Source organism: Janthinobacterium sp. FT14W (assembly GCF_009208755.1).
In the GTDB taxonomy this organism is placed as follows: Bacteria; Pseudomonadota; Gammaproteobacteria; order Burkholderiales; family Burkholderiaceae_D; genus Janthinobacterium; species Janthinobacterium violaceinigrum.
This window is the reverse complement of record NZ_WFLL01000026.1, coordinates 18,661-34,850: the sequence shown is the minus strand read 5'-3', so window position 1 is coordinate 34,850 and position 16,190 is coordinate 18,661. Positions and strand designations below refer to the sequence as shown.

At 61.6% G+C, this 16,190-nt stretch carries 12 protein-coding genes, 1 tRNA gene and 1 pseudogene; 8 read left to right on the top strand and 6 right to left on the bottom strand.

All coding sequences use genetic code 11. The annotated features are described in order from the left end of the window. Positions 1 to 50: 50 nt before the first annotated feature. The 4 genes from GCN74_RS17615 to GCN74_RS17600 all read right to left on the bottom strand — a co-directional run bounded on the left by GCN74_RS17615 (position 51) and on the right by GCN74_RS17600 (position 6,900). On the bottom strand, positions 51 to 5,105 hold the full coding sequence (locus GCN74_RS17615; RefSeq protein ID WP_152257879.1) for a diguanylate cyclase domain-containing protein: 5,055 nt from the start codon (positions 5,103 to 5,105) through the stop codon (positions 51 to 53). A 398-nt stretch (positions 5,106 to 5,503) separates the two neighbouring features. Further along, positions 5,504 to 5,905 carry a hypothetical protein gene (locus GCN74_RS17610; protein WP_152257878.1) on the bottom strand — a complete coding sequence of 134 codons (402 nt, stop codon included), beginning with the start codon at positions 5,903 to 5,905 and terminating at the stop codon, positions 5,504 to 5,506. A 274-nt stretch (positions 5,906 to 6,179) separates the two neighbouring features. Then, on the bottom strand, positions 6,180 to 6,458 hold the full coding sequence (locus GCN74_RS17605; protein ID WP_152257877.1) for a baseplate J/gp47 family protein: 279 nt from the start codon (positions 6,456 to 6,458) through the stop codon (positions 6,180 to 6,182). Positions 6,459 to 6,546: 88 nt separating this feature from the next. After that, positions 6,547 to 6,900 carry a phage tail protein gene (locus GCN74_RS17600; RefSeq protein ID WP_226939098.1) on the bottom strand — a complete coding sequence of 118 codons (354 nt, stop codon included), beginning with the start codon at positions 6,898 to 6,900 and terminating at the stop codon, positions 6,547 to 6,549. A gap of 167 nt (positions 6,901 to 7,067) precedes the next feature. Between GCN74_RS17600 and GCN74_RS17595 the strand changes: the two genes are divergently transcribed. From GCN74_RS17595 to GCN74_RS17570, 8 genes and pseudogenes are all read left to right on the top strand, one after another. Further along, positions 7,068 to 7,154: transfer RNA gene (locus GCN74_RS17595), tRNA-Leu, on the top strand. 173 nt (positions 7,155 to 7,327) lie between these two features. Next, on the top strand, positions 7,328 to 8,536 hold the full coding sequence (locus GCN74_RS17590; protein WP_152257875.1) for a tyrosine-type recombinase/integrase: 1,209 nt from the start codon (positions 7,328 to 7,330) through the stop codon (positions 8,534 to 8,536). A gap of 319 nt (positions 8,537 to 8,855) precedes the next feature. After that, a complete protein-coding gene (locus GCN74_RS17585; RefSeq protein ID WP_152257874.1) occupies positions 8,856 to 9,248 on the top strand; it encodes a plasmid mobilization protein in 393 nt (130 codons plus the stop codon). Next, positions 9,238 to 9,603 (top strand): annotated as a pseudogene (locus GCN74_RS29725) (relaxase/mobilization nuclease domain-containing protein); the annotation flags it as partial. The gene GCN74_RS17585 and the pseudogene GCN74_RS29725, both read left to right, overlap by 11 nt. Positions 9,604 to 9,979: 376 nt before the next feature. Beyond that, on the top strand, positions 9,980 to 10,480 hold the full coding sequence (locus GCN74_RS29345; RefSeq protein ID WP_226939104.1) for an IncQ-type mobilization protein MobB: 501 nt from the start codon (positions 9,980 to 9,982) through the stop codon (positions 10,478 to 10,480). Further along, positions 10,465 to 11,076, top strand: coding sequence for a DNA-primase RepB domain-containing protein (locus tag GCN74_RS29340; protein WP_226939103.1), 612 nt, complete (start codon positions 10,465 to 10,467; stop codon positions 11,074 to 11,076). The genes GCN74_RS29345 and GCN74_RS29340 overlap by 16 nt, the downstream gene beginning before the upstream one ends. Before the next feature lie 381 nt (positions 11,077 to 11,457). Continuing rightward, positions 11,458 to 12,516 carry a DUF262 domain-containing protein gene (locus tag GCN74_RS17575; RefSeq protein WP_152257872.1) on the top strand — a complete coding sequence of 353 codons (1,059 nt, stop codon included), beginning with the start codon at positions 11,458 to 11,460 and terminating at the stop codon, positions 12,514 to 12,516. A gap of 5 nt (positions 12,517 to 12,521) precedes the next feature. Further along, positions 12,522 to 13,208 carry an MAE_28990/MAE_18760 family HEPN-like nuclease gene (locus GCN74_RS17570; RefSeq protein WP_152257871.1) on the top strand — a complete coding sequence of 229 codons (687 nt, stop codon included), beginning with the start codon at positions 12,522 to 12,524 and terminating at the stop codon, positions 13,206 to 13,208. A 391-nt stretch (positions 13,209 to 13,599) separates the two neighbouring features. Here the strand turns inward: GCN74_RS17570 and GCN74_RS17565 are convergent, their stop codons facing one another. Together GCN74_RS17565 and GCN74_RS17560 are read right to left on the bottom strand one after the other, a co-directional pair. Next, on the bottom strand, positions 13,600 to 13,848 hold the full coding sequence (locus tag GCN74_RS17565) for a hypothetical protein (protein ID WP_152257870.1): 249 nt from the start codon (positions 13,846 to 13,848) through the stop codon (positions 13,600 to 13,602). A gap of 3 nt (positions 13,849 to 13,851) precedes the next feature. Next, positions 13,852 to 16,122, bottom strand: coding sequence for a TonB-dependent receptor (locus GCN74_RS17560; RefSeq protein WP_152257925.1), 2,271 nt, complete (start codon positions 16,120 to 16,122; stop codon positions 13,852 to 13,854). Between the last annotated feature and the right edge of the window lie 68 nt (positions 16,123 to 16,190).

Here is a 16,190-nt window from a genome sequence, read left to right as displayed (position 1 = left end):
GATGTCGCCCGTCGCAATGCATTGTGGGCGTGCCGTGCGCTGCGCGCCGCTCAGCCAGGCGGCAGAAGCTTGAGCACCACGCAATTGCGTCCCGCATCCTTGGCGTGGTACAGCGCCGCGTCGGCCAGGCGCAGCAGGGCGTCCGGATCGGCGGCGCCCGGTGGCGGCTGGATGGCGATGCCGACGCTGATCGTCACGTGTTGCGCATCCGCGCTCGCGTGGGCGATGCCCAGGTCGTCGATGGCGCGCCGCAGCGCTTCGCCGATCTGGCGCGCCTCGTCTGCGCCGGTGTTCGGCAGCACGATCGAAAACTCTTCGCCGCCGTAGCGCGCCGTCAGGTCGCCTGCACGCCGCATGCCGGCCGTCAGCGCCTGCGCGACACGGATCAGGCATGCGTCGCCGGCCTGGTGGCCGTGGCGGTCGTTGTAGCGCTTGAAGTAGTCGACATCGAGCATGACGACGGCAAGCGGCTGGCCGACGCGCGTGGCGCGCGCGCATTCGGTGCGCAACACGTCGTCGAAATGGCGCCGGTTCGCCAGGCCGGTCAGGCCGTCGGTGATGGACAGGGTCGCCAGTTTGCGGTTGGCGTCCTCCAGCTGTTCGGTGCGTTCGGCAACGCGCCGCTCCAGGCTGTCATGCAGCCGGGCGCTGGAGATCGAGATCATCGCCTGCGCGCCGAGCATGCGCAGGAAGGCGACGCGCTCGCCCGTGAACGAGGCTTCGGCAAGCCGGTTCTCGAAGTACAGGATGCCGTCGATCTGGCCGCCGTGCCGGACCGGCAGGCACATGACGGCGCGCGGCCGCTGCAGCTGCACGTACGGGTCGGCGGCAAAACGCGAGACGCCCGTGATGCTGTCTTCGATCACCTCGGCACCGGTGCGGATGACGTAGCGAAGCAGCGACAGGGGAAACTGCGGGTCGCTGGCGGCGTTCAGGTCGAGCCGCCGCGCTTGCAGGACGGTGACGACATCGCCGTCGCTGTCGCCATCGATATTCGCCTCCAGCTGGTAGCTGTCTTCGGCGCGCAGCAGCAGGCGCGCCACCTGTCCGCCGGCGTTTTCGCACACGATGGAAATGAGGCGTGTCAGCACGTTGCGCAGGCCGACTTCGTTCGACAGGATCTGTGTCGCTTTCAGCAGCGACACCAGGTCGAGCGCGGAACTGCCGCGCGCGTGGGGGCCGCCGTGCGACGCCGCGCCGCGGCCGTCCATCCGTGACAGCAGCGCAGGGTGGCGCGCGCGCAGTTGCGCCACCTTGCCTTCCGCGCCCCACTGGCCGTAATGCGCGATGGCGTCCTGGATGAAAACTGCGGCCACGCGCGCATGCCCCTGTTCGAGCCAGCATTCGCCGCACAGCTCGTTGCCCAGCGCCTGCACGTTGACGTAGCCAGCCAGGCCGGCGGCATCGATGGCCTGCTGGTAGCAGCGCGTGGCCAGCTGCAGATCCCCCTGGTAGCGTGCCATCTCGGCCATCACCAGCAGATGCCTGGCGCCGCTATTGTCCGAGCCTTGCTGGGCCCAGCCGGCCAGGTTCGCCTGCAGCGCCGCGATCGTGGCCAGCACCTCGGCCGCATCGGCGCGCGCCGGAGCGCGCCGCAACGCGCGTATCCATATCAGCGCCGCGTAGTAGCTCGATTCGACGACCTTGGCCTGGCCGCGCATGATCTGGGTGATGATGCCGAGCTGGCCGGCCAGCAGTTCGGCGTCGGCGCTGTCGAACAGGCAGGCATTGCGGATCTTCCCTTGCAAATAGTAGGCGCGGTACAGGTGCGAGTCGCCATATTGTTCGAGGAAGCGCGCCTCGCTGAACGTCGCGTCGTCGTAGCTGTCGTGGCGGGGCAGGAGGCCCATCAGGCATTTGATCGGCTGGACCGCGGCGGCGACGCAGCAATCGGCCATCGCCTGCTGGCCGTTGGCGCGCATCAGCGAAAGGTCGTGCTCGATGTCGTGCATCAGGTGCGGCAGGTAGTCGCCGAGGATCATCCGGTCGGTGGCGCGCACGGCTGCCACCACGCCCACCTGCACGAAATCGGCGATTTCCAGTGCCCAGCCAAAGGCTTCCTCGTACAGGGCGTCGGAGCTGCGCAGCGGCTGCGTCCAGTGGTTGCAGAGCGCGCCGAACATCAGGCCCGTGAGCGTGCGCGTCTGCAGGTTGGCGCGCCGCCTGGCCAGCGCCATCGCCATCGCGCCGAAGTCGTAGCCGCGCGCGACGTCGCCGCCGTACAGCGCAAGCATCATCGCGTAACCGACATAGGCGACGGCGCTGAAATCGCTGCTTCCCCGCTGCATGGACAGGCGCGTCATCGACACCACCATCAGCGCGCTCAGGTCCTGCTGGCCGGCGTAATAGCTGGCCATCCACAGGCCCTGCATCAACTGCATTGCGGCCAGCGCGTCCGGCTCGCACATTTCGGGGGCCGCCAGCAAGGTGGCGGGCGCCTGTGCGCCGTGCAGGCGTCCGAGGTCGGCGAGAATCTCGGCGAAGCGCGCCTTCATGTGCACTACCTCGTGCGGTATGTCGATACTCAACTGCGCCAGGCCATCGCGCTGCACGGCAATGGCGTCGAGCAGGCGGCCCTGCAGTTGATACTGGTGCGCCTGGATGGCAATGCAGCGCACCTGCAGCAGCGGCGTCAGGGAGCGGGCCCGCACCAGCGGATAGATCGCCTCGGCAGCATCGAACTGGCCGCACAGGTAGGCCGCTTCGGCCGCGCCCAGCTGCAGGTCGAGCCAGAGGCCGGCGTTCCCGCTCCATGCCTCAGGCGGCAGCAGGCCGAGACCGATCCGCATGTGCTCCAGGGTGGCCTGGAACGCGGCAGAACGCCGCGCCTTGACGCCGGCCTGGAGATTGAGCGCGGCCAGCTGCACGCGCTCGCCCGCATCGTCGATCAGCGTGCGGCCGGCGTTGAGCTGTTCGACGATTTCAAACAGCGTTTCATCGTCGCGTTCCGGCGGCGCGTGCCGCAGGAGCAAGCGGCCGATGAGCAGATGGTTGGCCGCGCGCGTGCCGGCATCGGCGACCAGATAGGCGGCCTGCTGCACCCGGTCATGCAGGAATCGGTAGCTGACGCCGCTTTGGCCCGCGTCGGTGCCGCCATGCACGTATTTATAGCGTTCGTCGAGCGGCTGGATCAGTCCTGCCTTGAGCGCCGGCCACAGGTCTTGCTGCGTGTCCCAGGGCGTGCGGCTTGCCGCCAGCGCGAGCGTGTCGAGCGTGAAGCGGTTGCCGCTGGAGGCGGCCAGTTGCAGCAGGCGCTGCGCCACGTCGGGCAGGCGGCGGATTTTCTCCAGCAGTACCTCGACCACGTTGTCGGTGTATCTGGCCTGTTCTATCGCGGGCAGGTCCCAGTCCCAGCAATCGTCGGCGGCCCGGTAGCGCAGATGGCCCGCCTCATTGAGCGCGGCCAGGAACTGGTTGAGGAAAAATGGGTTGCCGGCAGTCTTGCGGTAGCAAATGCGGGTCAATGGCGCGCAGCCGGCGGCCGGCACGCGCACGGTGGCCGATACCATTTGCGCCACCTGCGGCTCGGTCAGTGCGCTCAGTAACAGCGTCGACAGGCGCACGCCGCGTGCGCGCAGCTTGTCGCGCAGCGCGACGAGCGGATGCGCGTCGCCCACTTCGTTGTCGCGGTAGGCGCCGATCAGCAGCATGCAGCAATTGTCGCCGGAGACCATCAGCAGTTCGATCATCCGCAGCGTGGCCGCATCGGCCCATTGCAGGTCGTCGAGGAACAGCACCAGCGGATGCCCGGCGGCGGCGAAGACGTCGACGAAGCGGGGGAACAGCCGGTCCAGGCGGTGCTGGGCCTGCGTCGGCGCCGACTCCGGCATCGCGCCGGTGGGCCCGACGATCAATGCCAGCTGGGGTATCAGTTCGACCAGCACGCCCATGCCGCTGCCCAGGGCGGCGTGCAGTTTTCCCGACCATTGCCGCAGCGTTTCCTCGGGCAGGCCCAGCAACTGGCGCACCAGTCCCTGGAAGGCCTGGATCAGCGGCGCATAGGGGACGTCGCGCTGCAGCTGGTCGAATTTACCGGACAGGAAACAGCCGCGCCGGGCGATGATCGGCTTCTGCACTTCGTTGACGACCGCCGACTTGCCGATGCCGGAGTGGCCGGCCACCAGCAGCATTTCGCAGGTGCCCGCCGCGCTGCGCTCGAACGCCGCCAGCAGCGCGGCGATGGCATCTTCGCGCCCATGCAGCGTCTGCGGGACAAGGAAGCGGCCATTGTGGTCGGACAGCTTGAGCGCCTGCGCCGGCTTGTCCGCGCGGCAGGCGGCGAGGTCGCTGCGCAGGCCCTGCAAGCTCTGGTAGCGCTGATCGGCATTTTTCTCCAGCAGCCGCTGGATGATCGGCAGCAGCTGGCCCGGCAAGCTTGCCAGCGCGGGGTGCGACCAGTCGGGACTGCGCGCAATGTGGCAATGCACGAGTTCCATCTCGTCGCCCGTCTCGAACGGCGCCTGGCCGGCCAGCAATTCGTACAAGGTGGCGCCGAGCGCATAGAAATCGGCGCGCCAGTCGACCCGCCGGTTCATGCGCCCCGTCTGTTCCGGCGCCATGTAGCGCAGCGTGCCTTCCAGCGTACTGAGATTGACGATGCCCTGGCTTTCGTATGGCAGTTCGCAGGCGATGCCGAAATCGGTCAGCTGCAGCCGCCGCTGCCCTGCATTCCACACCAGGTTGGAAGGATTGATATCCTTGTGGATCACGCCCTGGCGATGGACCTCCTCCAGCGCGGCGCACAGCTGCAGCGCGATGTCGAAAAAATCGTCGAGCGCCAACGCGGGCTGCGACGGCGTCCTGCGCGCCGCCACCTGCGCGCGCAGAATCTGGTCGAGCGCCTGGCCACCCGTATCTTCCTGGATCATCGTCCAGCGCCCGCCGTGCAGCTGCAGGGCAAGCGGATGCACCACGCCCGGATGGCGGCAGCGGCGCGCGATCGCATATTCGCGCTTGAACTGCGCCAATTGCTGAAAGGAGGGGAAGGGCTGATTCGGTTTCTTGACGACCAGCGCCGTGCCATCGGCGGCCCGGGCGCGGTAAACCTGCGAGCGGGAACCGCTGTGCAGCTGTTTGAGGATCTCGTGGTCGAAAAAGGAGCTCATGGGCTGTAGCGGGACACAGACGGTTGCGGGAGCCTTGAGGCGCAGATTTCGTGGTATTACTTGATTGTAAGTATTATATCAGCAGGGCGTCTTGGAGTGAGCGCGGGGCACGTGGTGCGATGGGCGGTGTTGTATAAAAGCTGGCAGGGCCATGACGGCTGCGTCCGGGCTTCCGGCAGCAGGCTGGCCAGGTATTCCTTGCGCGCGGCGGCGATGGTTTCGAAGTCCTGCACTTTCACTACGCAGGGCGCCGGCGACAGGCCCGGTCGGTGGGGGCGTGGGCTGCGCTTACTTGTTTTACGGGCACGGCCAAGGTGATGGCTTGGCCGGACAGGTTGGCGTTCATGTAATGTCTGCTGCCGAAATCCGCATGCGGATGCGCGCGGTAGCGCGGTGATTCAGTTCTTTATCATTTTTATGAAGCCGATCAGGACAATGAAAAAGACAATAATGCTGATCCAGATAGTGACGTTATTCGTTTTTGTAGCGTTATCTAAAAGTTGATTGGCAGTTTGTGAATTAATTGCCATGGTCTTGTCGATCGAGGCTTGGGTAGCTGCATTCAACTCCTGTTCGTAAAGCGTGGAGAATTTTGATCTATCTTCAGGCGGCAAAGTTTTGATGAAGTCCTCTATATCGTCGCTCTGGTCAAGGGCTAGTTGGTGAGTATTCTTCCCAGCGATGGCGGCTGCCTGTAGAGCCTCAAAGTTTTTAACGGCCAGGTTTCTGACAAATGCTCTATCTACCGTGGGAGCAATGTTGCCATCGGCGGATGATGGCATTTCTTTTTCTAAATTCATACTTTCCTCAGCTTGCTATTGTGAAAAATCATTATGTTTTGCGACGTCTTGTCTTCCAACCATGCTTCGCCATACCACCGATAGTGACCAGGGAAGTTCATCGTTTCGAAGCGCAAGATAATCCCCATTGAGCGGAATCAATTCAAAAGCGACTTCGCCGGTAGCAACTATGCCACGTTGCCTGTGTTTTTTGAAGGTGGCTTCCCCCATGCCAATTTTTTGCGGCCAAATACTCGCTCACTTGTGGTTCCCACTCGGCGGTGACTTTGGCTGCCTACGCCGTCAGGCGGTTGCCCAAGGGACGCACTTCCTCGGCGTTGAGCGCGTGCGCCACAGTGGCCAGCAGCTCGGCGCTGGCGATGCCGATGCCGATGGCCTCCATTGACAGCACCGTGACGGTGATGCTGGCCGGCGCTGGGCTTGTGGCGCTCGCGTCCTTGACGCGGCCGTTGCTGCTGCGGGCGTGGAATTCATAGGGTGCTTTCGGGCCGGCCACGGACAGGCCATCCGGCGCTTCCTGGATGTGCAGGCGGTAGGCGTCGTGGTCTTCCATAATGGCGGCCAAGGGCGGCAGGGCGTTGGGATTGGCCGGCGTGATGACCAGGCACGCTACGTTGACGTTGGCGCCCAGTTGCTCCAGGTTACCATCTGACGGCCTGCCAGCTTCGTTGACGCGGTTGCGCAGGATAGTTTCCTGATAGCTGTTCTCTTCCAGCAGTTTGTTGGCCTGTTCCGATACCAGCTCTAGCAGTGCCAGGACCGTGACGGCGGCGCGCTCGGCTTCCGGCAGCAGGCTGGCCAGGTGGGCTTTGCGCGTGGGCAGTCAGATTTTGCAGCAAGCGGAGGAGGTCGGCCAGGTGCTTGAGGTCCGGGCGGCCCGCCTCGCCGGTCTTGACGGCCACGCGCTCGGTCAGGTTCAGCTTGATCGAGCTATCGACCGTTTCGAGGTGATTGAAGTCCACCTCGAAGACGATGCCGTGCTCATTGGATGCCATTCGAACAGGTCGGGTCGAGCATGGCCGTGCAGGGCTGAGCCAGCGATTACATTGCGTGCGGCGCCGTCCGGCCCGATCACGCCAGCGCGCACGCGCCATCCAGAATGACTTCCTCTCGGCACAGAATGGCGTTATGAGCATCACCTGTGCTAGAATCTCGCCGCGCTGCCCGGATGGTGAAACTGGTAGACACTGGAGACTTAAAATCTCCCGCCTGTAAGGGCGTGCCGGTTCGATTCCGGCTCCGGGCACCAAGAACTCAGCCGTAAAAATCCAAGAACGTCCAAAAACCCGCCTTCGTCATAGGAGCGCGGGTTTTTTGTTGTCCATTCGCGTCCCTTGGCGTACATTAAAAGCCATGAACTTTGTTGGTACTTTTTGCTGGATTTAGGATTTTCTCTAAAAAAATACCATCAGGGAGTGCGCCATGCCACTGTCCGATCTGCTTATCCGCCATGCCGTCTACAAGGGCACGCCCAGCGGCGACAAGTATCCCGACCTGTACGGCATGTACCTGCTGGTCACCCGTACTGGCAAGTACTGGCGGATGAATTACCGCCATGCAGGCAAGCAAAAAACGCTGGCCCTGGGCGTCTATCCCCGCGTGAGCCTGGCCCAGGCGCGGCGCAAGGCCGAAGACGCGCGCAAGGCGCTGGCCGAAGGGATCGATCCGAACGCCGTCAAGCGCGCGCAGAAGGCCGAGCAGCGCAGCGCCGCCCTGAACACCTTCGACAAGCTGGCACGCCAGTGGCTGCTCACCATCCAGCGCAACGGCAGCGCCAGTACGCAAAAGAAAGTCGGCAACTGGCTCGAAGGCGACGTCATCCCCTATCTTGGCAAGATGCCGCTCAATACCATCCGCCCGCGCGACGTGCTGCGCGTGGTGCAGCGCGTCGAAGCGCGCGGCGCGATCGATTCGGCGCACCGCATCAAGCAGCTGTGCGGCCAGGTGCTGCGCTTCGGCGTGGCGATGGACCTCGTCGAGCGCGACGTCACGGCGGACCTGAAAGGCGCATTGACGCCGGTGCCGAGAACGCACTATCCGGCACTGACGGAACCGGGCGATGTCGCGCCGCTGCTGCGCGCTATTTATGGCTACCACGGCCACGTCACGGCGGTGGCGGCGCTGAAACTGGCGCCCATGCTGTTCGTGCGTCCCGGCGAACTGCGCGCCGCCGAATGGAGCGAAATCCATCTCGATGCCGCCGAGTGGCGCATCCCGGCCAGGAAAATGAAAATGCAGCTCGAACACCTGGTGCCGCTGCCGACACAGGCCGTGGCGATCCTTCGCGCGCTGCAGCCTGTCACCGGCGAAGGCCGCTACGTGTTTCCCGGCCTGCGCGGCGGCCAGCGCTGCATGAGCGAAAACACCATCAACGCTGCGTTGCGTTCCCTCGGCTATGCCAAGGAAATCATGACCGGCCACGGTTTCCGTGCCATGGCCCGCACCATCCTCGACGAAGTGCTGCAAGAGCGCGTGGACCTGATCGAGCACCAGCTGGCGCACAGCGTCATCGACCCGAACGGGCGCGCCTACAACCGCACGGCGCACCTGCCTGCGCGCCGCGCCATGATGCAGCGCTGGGCCGACTATCTCGACGCCCTGCGCAACGGCGTCGCCACGCCGCCAGCCTGACGGCGACGCCCGCCTGGAGAAAGAAAACCAGCGGCGGCGCTGGCCGGAACAGGTGCCGCGCCACGCATGCCTGTCGCCGCCGCGCCACGATGGGCGACACGGCGTGCGTCCACCCGCATCCGCCGCCGTCCTGTTTCGCGACAGCGCCCGCGCTGTTTGATATCGCATAAGGAAAGCGGCGAGCACGCGCCTACATTAAAGACCGGGAAGCCGCGGGCGCGTGGGCTGGCGAGGAGCAAGCCATGTTTTCGCTTCGCTCAAACCGGCTTGCCCTGCGGGGCCATCCTCGCTGCGCTCGCCCACCACGCCAGGAGCATCGATGCACGCCGAGACCACGCCACGCAAGCGACAAGGTGGCCGCCCGAAAGGCGACCCGGCCGCCGTGCGCGGCGCCACCATCGGCGTGCGCGTCTCGGCCGCCGAACATGCGGCGCTGCTGGAACGCGCCGCCCGCATGCAGATGCGTCCCGCGCAATGGCTGCGCGCCGCAGCGCTGGCGCGCGCCTTGCCCTCGCCGCCCGTCGCCGCCATCAACCGCGAACACTACGTGGAACTGGCCCGCCTGGCGTCCAACCTGAATCAATTGACCCATCTCGCCAACGAGGGCGGCCGCGTCGCCGTGGCCGACGCCCTGCTGCAGCGGCTGATCGCGGAAACGCGCCGCCTGCGGCTGGCACTGCTGGGCGTCAAGGAGCAGGACGATGATCGCTAAGGCCATCAAGGGACGCGGCTTTCGCGGCGTGCTGGCGTATGACCTGGGCAAGGAGCAGGCGCGCGTGATCGACACCAACATGACCGGCCGCACGCCGCGCGAACTGGCGCAGGAATTCGGCGCCGTGCGCAAGCTGCGCCCGGGCTTGGGCAAGGCGGTGCTGCACGTATCGCTGTCGGCCGCGCCGGGAGAGCAGCTGTCCGACGCCCAGTGGACACAGATCGCGGGCCGCTATCTGGCGGGCATGGGCCTGGACGACAACCAGTACCTGCTGACGCGCCATGCCGACACCCGGCATGAGCACGTGCACCTGCTGGTCAACCGCGTCCGCTGCGATGGCGGCGTGACCAGCGACAGCCACGACTACCGGCGCCAGGAAAGCATCATGCGCGCCGTCGAACGCGACTTCGGCCTGCAGCAGCTGCGCCCCTCCGTCGAGGCGCCGCGCCGCGCGGCGAGCCGGGGCGAGATCGAGGCAGGCCTGCGCACCGGCATCGCCTCGACGCGGCAACGGCTGCAGCAACTGTGCGACGCCGCCATCACCGGCTGCGGCAGTTTCACCGCTTTCATGCAGCGCCTGGCAGCGGCGGGCGTGGCCCTGGTGCCGGCAACGCAGCGCCATGACAGCACCCTGGCGGGCCTGTCCTACCGCCTCGATGGCGTGCTGATGAAGGGCAGCGACCTGGGACGCGGATACAGCCCGATGGGTTTGGCGAAACGAGGAGTCCACTATGACAAAGAGCGAGACCTTGCGGCAGTTGGCCACTGCCGAGAACACGGCGCAACTGGACGCGCTGGCGTGCAAAATGGCGCAGCTGCACCAGGCGAAGCTGGCCAGCGCCGAGGAGCTGGCGGCGACCCTGGAGCCGCTGGCGCAGGCGATGGCGGCGCTGACGGACGAGGCGCGCCAGACGATGCAGCAGCTGGGCCTCGACGGCACGCGCCAGGGCGAGCAGTTCCGGCGCCAGATCGAGGCGGCGACGAGCGCCTGGCGCAGCGCGGAACAGGCGGCGCGCGAGAGCGCCCAGGCAATCGACTGCAGCAGCCGTACGCTGTCGCAGCGCCAGTACCTGCTGGCCGCGCTGGTGGGCATGATGACGGGGCTGCTCGCCAGCGCATTGTGGCTCTGGCTGGCACCTGCCCCCAGGCTGCAGAACGTGCTGGACGCGCAGCAGCTGGCCGCGCTGATCCGGCCCGCGACCGCAGCCTGGAAGCCGTGCGCGGGCAAATGACGGCACTGGGCTGCGCGCAGTTCGTCGTCAGGCTGGTGCATGCAAGGGACGGCAAAGAAGAGACGCGGCAGTGGTGCGGGCTGGAACTGCTGCGTAGCCTTGCCTGGCTCAAGCGCATGAATGCGCGCGGCTACGACGTCACCCTGCGGCCCGCAGGCCAGCATGGCCTGGTGCTGCTCGACGGCTTGCAACAAGACGACTTGCAGCGCCTGGACGCGCGCGGCTGGCACAGCGCCGCCGTGGTGGAAGTGCTGCATGGCCGCTTCCAGGCCTGGATCAAACTGTCCGGGCAGCGACTCGCCGACGCCTTGCGCGGCCAGGCGGCATCCCGCCTGGCGTCCGACCTTTGCCGCAGTGGCAGCGCCATCACGGTCGCGGAATTTGGCGCGCTGGCCGGGTTGACCTGCCACGCATCGGCCATGGCCGAAGGGCAAGCGGCACGCTATGCGCTGCTGCAGGCATCGAGCGGAACAGTGGCCGCCGCCGCAGCGCCCTGCCTGGAGCGCATGGCGCACCTGCCGGACCTGCCACCGCCGCCCAGGCTGTCCATGCCGCAGGGCGCTGTCCGGAAGCGCTCAAGCGGGCGCGCCAGATAATCGGCATGCCGGTGCTGGCGTCCCCAGCAGCCGCGTTACCGATTGCATTTCGGTATGGCGGAGACCGTCTGGCGTATGGGAAAGCCATTTTCCAGAGGATGATAATGCGTGTGGTTTTCCGTTCGGCAATTTGCTATTCTAGGGGCTGCTGCCGACTGCGGATGCAATTAGTTGACGACGGCAACCGGCCAGGAGTAGTCATTCTCCTTAACTTGATAATATGCAATTTTCCCAGATTGATATTTAGTGATGCTTTTGGCTCGCCATCGGCCATGCGCAGACTTCCAAGAAGTCTAAATTGAAAAGCGGTGTAGACAAAAAAGTACCTGAGATAATTTCAATTTAATAAAATTATTTTTTAACTATTTTCTTCGACGAACAATGACATTAAAAACCAATTCTATTCAAGAGTTGCAAGGGCAGCTTGAAACAGAGAGACGACTTGTCTCATTCGATAGTTACGACATGACTGTGCGTCAAATTTTTGAGATGTTCACTGAAGGACAGATTTTCGTTCCTCCTGAATATCAGAGGCAGTTCGTATGGAAAGAAGATCGTGAATCAGAATTGATCGAATCCATATTTTTAGGGATTCCCGTGCCAAGCCTGTTCATGGCAACAAATCCCGATGCCACGTGGGAAATTGTGGATGGCGTGCAAAGGGTATCCTCCCTTGTACATTTTATTTCAGACAATGCAGATCAACTAAAAAAAATCAATAGGGCATCTTCATTAGAGATAAAGGATCTTGAGAAGTTGGATGCATTAAATGGGATCGTTTTTAGTGAGTTGCCAAAATCCGTTCAATTGATGTTTATGACACGACCAATCCGGGTAACCGTCCTCAATGATAAGAGCGACCTAAATGTTCGTTTTGATCTATTTGAAAGGTTAAATACCGGAGGCGTGCTTCTAACAAATCAGGAAATTAGGAATTGCATATTCCGTGGCCCATTAAATGATTCATTGCGAAAAGTAGCAGCTCTTCCGGAATTTAAAAAAGTTGTAAATTTGCGCGAGAATGATTTGCAGAATGGCACCGGAGAGGAATATGCACTTCGATACCTTGCTTATCTTTATAATTATCATGGATTTAAGAAAAGTGTTAAAGATTTCCTCAACGATTACATGAAGGAAAACGCATCAAAACCTATATCCACTGCTAAAATTTCGTTGATGAAAAAGGTAATGAATGCAATGGCTACGGCCTATCCTACAGGACTCTCCCGAGGAAAGACGAAAGTTACGCCTGCCAACCTGTTCGAGGCAATATCTGTGGGGGCCGCGTTAGCCATTCAAGCTGGCGCGGTTTTAGACCATAAAAAGCTTGCTGGATTGGTTGACGATAAAGAATTAAAGAAACTTACCAGTGGAGGCACTAATAATCCACGCATGGTGACGGGGCGGATAGAACTTGTACGCGACCGATTACTGGCATAATGACGATGCAAGTTTCTCGCACTCAGATAAACGAACGGTTTCGTGAGGGTCGTGCATTTTTATCTTACATTAAGACCTGTGAATCTACATTAGTACCTCCGGTTGACACCGAAGAGGTAAAGATAATTCGAGGAATGTTTTATGTGAATTTATATGCAATACTGGAGTATTCGATAAATCATATCATCGAAGAATTTTTAACCGCCGTTTCATCACTTCAGCTAAAAAATTTCGAGTTTTCCTTACTCTTCCTGCCAACTGCCATGAATGCGCAATTCAAAAGTATCGCTGATGCTCAATCGGAGCGAAAATGGCAAAAACGGGTCGATTTCGTGAATGCTATATTCAGTGGAGAAGATGCGAAAATAGAGAGTTTGGTATTTGGCCCCCATTTGCAAAGCTGTACAAATATGACGATGTCGTCGGTGCTATCATATATTGGGATGCCGTCAATGGCAATATTATCAAATCCAGATCGGCATTATGTCGATGAGATAGTAAATAAACGGCATGCAATAGCGCACGGTCGTACTAGCCCCGCTGTGGTTGGGGCTAACGGACGTTCATCAGATCTTGAGCTTCGCTTTGATGCTGTACAACGCAGTGTTGATTTATTTATTTCACAAATTGAAAACTATTATAATTCATATGATTTTATTAACATTTCGGCGAAATCTCGTTTTATTACTTAGAAAATTTTCTTGCTAAATTCAGCAATGTCGCTCTGAGGTTTGGCCTCGATATGGACTACAAAGTTTATGCCGAGGTGAAATATAAAAATAGTTCCGAATGTTCGGTAAGGAGTGCGAATTTAAGTAGGCACCGTTCTAGAAAAGCCGCCACCTCAAAGCAAATCGCGGTAATTTTCGGCAATAATTTTGAAATAATACTACTTTTCTGTCGGTGCTTACTGAGAGGAAAATAAAAAGTTAAAAAATTCAACGTGCGCACTCTCATTCGACGTTTTTTGTACTAGACTGTTTGTCTGAAGTCACCAGCAACCGCTCCAAATGGAATGGTAACGAAGAACTTTTTCTCCAATGATGGTATTTATGATGGTATTTTTGGATATTCGCTGAATTCTCATAGCGGTTTTCGATTCGGCTCCGGCACCAGCGCATAGAATTCGGCCGCATAAAAAGCCACTAAGCCCAATGCAATCAACGGGCTGGTGGCTTTTTTTACGTCCCGCCATTCCTCTTGCTCCTGATTAAATCCGACAAAACCAGTTGCGATTGCGCGCGCGGGTTTCTGGTGCCAGCTTAGGCGCCGTGTTGGGGGAGAACCGTCCCCAACACGAACGAGGCCGAAGTTTTTATTGTCGCCGATCAAACATCAAAACGTCGCCTTGAACTGCACCCCGTACGTGCGCGGTTCGTTGATGATGCCCGTCAGGTTGTCGAAGTCGATGGCGCCCAGCGACTGGATCTGGTTGGTGATGTTGCGGCCGTAGGCGGAGATTTCGTATTTGTCCCATTTGTAGCCGACGCGCAAGCCGCCTTCGAGCAATTCCTTGGCCTTGTATTCCTTCGCTTCATACAGGAAGAAGTTGTAGCTGGTGCGGTAAGCCCAGTCCGTGTAGGCGTAGAACTCGCCATTGGCGAGGGGAATGCTGTATTTCAGGGTGAAGTTGGTCTGCCATTCCGGCGCGCGGGGCAGCGGGTTGCCGTCGATGTAGGCCGTGCCCTTGAACGGACCGACGGGGTCGGTGACGGTGCAGCCGCTGGCCGGGTTGTTTTGCGCATTGCCGCAACTGAGGACGAACAGTTTCTTGTCCTGGATTTCCGTGTGGTTGTAGCTGCCGCCCAGGGTCATGCTGAGCGAATCGCTGAGATTGGCCTGGAAGTCCAGTTCCACGCCCCGGCCCGTGGCCTTGTCGGCGTTGATCAGCTGGTTCATGTTGACGGCGCCGCTGCCGGCCGTCAGCTGCTTGTCCTTCACGCGGTACTGGAACACGGCCACGCTGAGACGGGCGCGCTTGTCGAACAGGTCCTGCTTGATGCCCGCTTCGACGGACAGCGCTTTCTCGGCGCCCGCGAACGAGGGCCGGTCGGCCAGGCCGTTCAGGCGGCCTTGCATCGACGGCGCGCGGTAGCCGGTGGCGATGCGCGCGTAGGCATTCGTTTCCGGCGTCAGCACATAGGTGCCGCTCAAGTCCCAGCTGACGTTGTGCGAGGTGTCGTGCAAATTGAATGGGCCGGCCGTGGTCGCTTCCACGCGCTTGGCCGAGAAATCCTTCTTGTCGCTCGTGTAGCGCAGGCCGGCGCGCAGTTTCAGGGCGTCCGAGACCGTGTAGTTGAGCGAGCCGAAGGCCGCATACGACTTCGAGCTCTGGTTTTGCGTGGCGTAGGCGCTGTTTTGCGGGTTGCCTGGCGCCAGGCTGTCAAAGCTGATGCTGTCGATCTGGATGTCTTCCTTGAAATAGAACAGGCCGGCGATCCATTGCAGGGGCCCCTTGGCGCTCGATTCGGCGCGGAATTCCTGCGAAATCTGCTTGTGGTTGGGAATCACGTCGGCCGTTTCCACGACGAAGGGAATGAAGCCGGGGCCCATGGGCGGGGCGTACACGGCGCCATAGCCGCCGTCCACGTCGGCACGGCTGTAGAAATCGAGTTTTTCGTAGCCCGTGATCGAATGCAGGGTGACGCCGGGCAAGTCCCATTTCAGGCGCATGCTGCCGCCCTTGGTTTTCAGGTGCTGGCGGTTGATGCCGTCGGTCGGGTAGGAGCCGTAGTCGAAATTGTCGACCAGGTCATTCGTACCCTGTTTCAGGATGTTGGCGCGGAACAAGGTGGCCGTGCCATCGAGGTTGCGCGCATGCACGTTGAACAGGGCCGTGAAGTCGCGCGTGGGCTTGACCAGCACCTGCAGGCGGGCGGCGCTGTCTTCATAGCCTTCGAAGTCGCGCGTGCCGGTGGGGCGGGGGTTGTGCACGCGGTCGTCGCGGCGCTGCGTCTGGCCGGAAAAGCGCAGGGCCACCGTGTCGCTGACGGGCACGTTGAACGCGCCTTCCAGGTTCTTCATGCCATCCTTGCCGAAGCCGCCGCTCAGGTAGCCTTCCGTCTTGAAGACGGGCTTGGCGGAATCGAACTTGATCACGCCAGCCGGCGAGTTGCGGCCGAACAGGGTGCCTTGCGGGCCGCGCAGCACCTCGACCTGGTCCACGTCGAACACGGGAAAGCCTTTCAACATGGCATTTTCCTGCACCACGTCGTCCATCACCAGGCCCACCGGTTGCGAGGCGTTCAGGTCGAAGTCGGTATTGCCCAGGCCGCGGATGTAAAAGCGGGGGAAGGTGCGGCCGTAATCCGACTCCACGGAGACGCTGGGCGAGCGGCTGTTGAGGAAGCGGATGTCGGCGCCGCCGGCCGTCAGCGTATCGAGCTTGTCGCCTTTCAGGGTGGCGATGGACATGGGCACGTCCTTGATGTTTTCCGCGCGCCGCTGCGCCGTCACGATCACCGTTTCCAGCTGGCCGGGGCCGGCCTGCGCTGCCGGGGCGGCTGGCTCCGCGACGCTGTCCTGCGCCATCGCTTGCAAGGGGAAGGCGGCAGCGATTGCCAGGGCAATCAGGGTGTGGCGTACGGTGCTGGCATGCGGTGTCATCATGAAACGGCTCCTGTCGGTCAAGGTTGTTCGAAAGGTCCAGGCTGGCGCTAGTCCGCTAGACGAAA